The 2,505-nt window shown below is 39.6% G+C and carries 3 protein-coding genes and 1 rRNA gene; 1 reads left to right on the top strand and 3 read right to left on the bottom strand.

Annotated elements, in window-relative coordinates; translation table 11 throughout:
• On the top strand, positions 1-255 hold a 255-nt coding region (locus tag BO222_RS04830), incomplete at its 5' end, for a transposase (protein ID WP_075817320.1).
• Between the two features lie 198 nt (positions 256-453).
• On the opposite strand, the gene BO222_RS04825 is transcribed toward BO222_RS04830, so the two are convergent.
• The 3 genes from BO222_RS04825 to rrf all read right to left on the bottom strand — a co-directional run bounded on the left by BO222_RS04825 (position 454) and on the right by rrf (position 2,407).
• The gene (locus tag BO222_RS04825; protein ID WP_075818879.1) at positions 454-1,167 is read right to left on the bottom strand and encodes a YoaK family protein; all 714 of its coding nucleotides are present in this window, start codon (positions 1,165-1,167) and stop codon (positions 454-456) included.
• 78 nt (positions 1,168-1,245) lie between these two features.
• Complete coding sequence (locus tag BO222_RS04820; protein WP_075818877.1) at positions 1,246-2,214, bottom strand: glycosyltransferase family 2 protein; 969 nt, start codon at positions 2,212-2,214, stop codon at positions 1,246-1,248.
• 87 nt (positions 2,215-2,301) lie between these two features.
• Positions 2,302-2,407: ribosomal RNA gene (gene rrf, locus BO222_RS04815) — 5S ribosomal RNA — on the bottom strand.
• Positions 2,408-2,505: the final 98 nt, after the last annotated feature.

Here is a 2,505-nt window from a genome sequence, read left to right as displayed (position 1 = left end):
CGGGAGAACATGTCTTCAGATGCAGGACATGAGATTATGGTCAGCCGGAGCATTCAGGCGGAAGGAACCTTCGGAGATCTTAAAGAAAACTACAGATACAGCCGATTGAGACGCCGGGGACTGGAAAACGTAAAATTTGAGGTGCTTATTGTGGCCATGGGACACAATATCAGAAAATTAAACAACAGAAATCGGATGAGTTGTCCAGAACTCGAACGTTATGGAAAATTAAAGGAGCAGAAAAGCGAAATCTGAAAAAGATTATAAACAGTCTTTTTGAGTTTTGGCTCTTTTCAGTGCGTTCAAAAATTGACTTGAGCGGAAAAACACATCATAAAACAGGATTGAATCAGATAAAAAGCATAGAAAAAGGGGCTGTAAATCTCGCTGATGAAAAATCAGTCGAAATTTAACAGCCCCTTCTCTTTTAAATGTTTTCAAAATTTGCAGGTCTTAGCTTTTCTTATCGTTCTGCTTCGTTCTTTTGCCTGTATTAGGAACCAGAACAATAAAACTGCAGCCAAGCAGCAGGATTGCACTGATCAGAGATACATAATGATTTAGTGCAGGGCAAAGTAAAGCACCTAAAACAATACCCCCAAAATAAGATAGAACGATGATGAGATAGAGAAGAGCCTTAAACGCATCGTTTTCATCGTTTAAATGAAGAAAACGTGTCCAATGCACCAAAGAATTCTGATAGCTTCCGTTAATCACAATAGTCGAAACAGGAATTCCTCTGACTTTAGCAAATGTGATTGTCTGAAGACCGCAAGCCAATCCAAAAATCGGATTAGCCAATGCATTCCAGGAATCTGGCATGAATGTGGCAGCAACAATCAGTAAAATCTCTATATAAAAAGGATATTTTCTCCATTGAGAGTAGTTGGGCTTATCATGAAAATGCTCAGCAATGATGATTCCAATTCCAAACATGATTGGAGGAAAGAGATACTTAACTACATTGCTGAATTCTCCGGCAGCCAGATCAAGTCCTAAATAAAGCAAATTTCCACTTTGTGAGCTCGCAAAGACATGGCCTCTGGTCACATAAGTACAGGCATTCAAAATCCCAATACTCAGTGAAAGCAATATTCCAACTTTCATTGATTCTTCCTGTTTTTCAGGTTCATTTTCAATGAGCTCTTTAATTACTGTTGACTTCATATCTCAATGATAATTATGAACACTCACTCCGACGGTATGATGTGACTGAAAACAATCGTTCAGGTTTAAACAGTTTTGCTAAGACTGAGAATCCGATTCTGTCGTTTCAAAAATAATATACTGCGGTGTTGAATTCATCGTCAGATAAATCCGTCCAACATATTCTCCAATCAATCCCAGCATCAAAAGAATGAGTCCCCCAAGAATCATCATGATGCAAATAATAGAACTCCAGCCAGCATCCACTGCATCCTGGTAGATCAATTTCTGAATTACTACAAAAAGCGAAAACAGAAATCCAAATCCCGCGCAAATCGCCCCTAACAACGCACCAATTCTTAATGGTTTGACTGAAAAAGCCGTAAATCCGTTAGCCCAGAGATTTAAAAGCTTACTTAAGGAATAACCCGATTGCCCTTCCTGTCTTTTTTGGTGATCTACATTCTGATTAACGATTCCAGATCCGGATCTCAGCATAAGGCCATCGACGAATGGATAAGGTCCTGTATATCTGTTGACCTGATCGATTACTTCGCGAGTCGTTGCAATATAACTCGAGAAATATAATTCTTTGGGTTTATTTAAAAGCCAGGTAGCGGTCCAGTCATTAAAATCACTTCCCAGTTTACGAAAGCCACTCGCAAATTTATCGTCTGTATAATCTCCATAAACTACGTTCGTATTCCCATTAAGACGATCAACGAGTTTAAATACTTCCGAGGGAGGATTCTGACCATCATCATCTAATGAAACAATAATGTCCCCTTTCGCTTTGCGATAACCCGCCATCAGAGCGTTATGCTGCCCGAAATTATGAGACATACAAAGCCCAGTAACTTTTGGATTCTTTTGGTGCAGATCCTTGATAATCCGCCAGGTGTCATCTGGTGGATTATCGTTGACGAGAATGACCTCGTATTCATACCCTTCTCTTGTCTTCATTACATCGTCTATTTGTCTGACTACAGATTCAATCGTCTTACCACTGTTATAGCAGGGGATAACAAAACTGATTAATCTGTCTTTTAATTTTTGATTTTTTTCCATATGCATATTCTTATCTTATTTCTATGAAAGTGGTCAACTAAAAAAGCCGATCTGAAGGGATTACTCACTCAGATCGGCTTTCTGTTTGCATGGCCTCTTGCTATTTTCGCTGTTCACTATCGTCGCCGTTAGAATGCTTGACTGCTGGGTGCGGAATGTAACCAGGTATTTCCATTCTGCCATCAAGACCACACCATGGATCTTTCAAAACCAAACATCAGCGACATCCTTCTTGTCTGTTGTCTTTGTTCTTTGTGTTTTACACTTCGCTTGCTTCGATCAAGCCCTCGA

Source organism: Ileibacterium valens, from assembly GCF_001945525.1.
GTDB classification, from domain to species: Bacteria; Bacillota_I; Bacilli_A; order Erysipelotrichales; family Erysipelotrichaceae; genus Ileibacterium; species Ileibacterium valens.
Note: the sequence above shows the minus strand (reverse complement) of the source record. Positions and strands in the feature narration are given on the sequence as shown.

Bases quoted from the DNA above. Each gene is read 5' to 3' on its own strand.
- BO222_RS04820 (WP_075818877.1), bottom strand. From the start codon at position 2,214: ATGGAAAAAAATCAAAAATTAAAAGACAGATTAATCAGTTTTGTTATC.
- BO222_RS04825 (WP_075818879.1), bottom strand. From the start codon at position 1,167: ATGAAGTCAACAGTAATTAAAGAGCTCATTGAAAATGAACCTGAAAAA.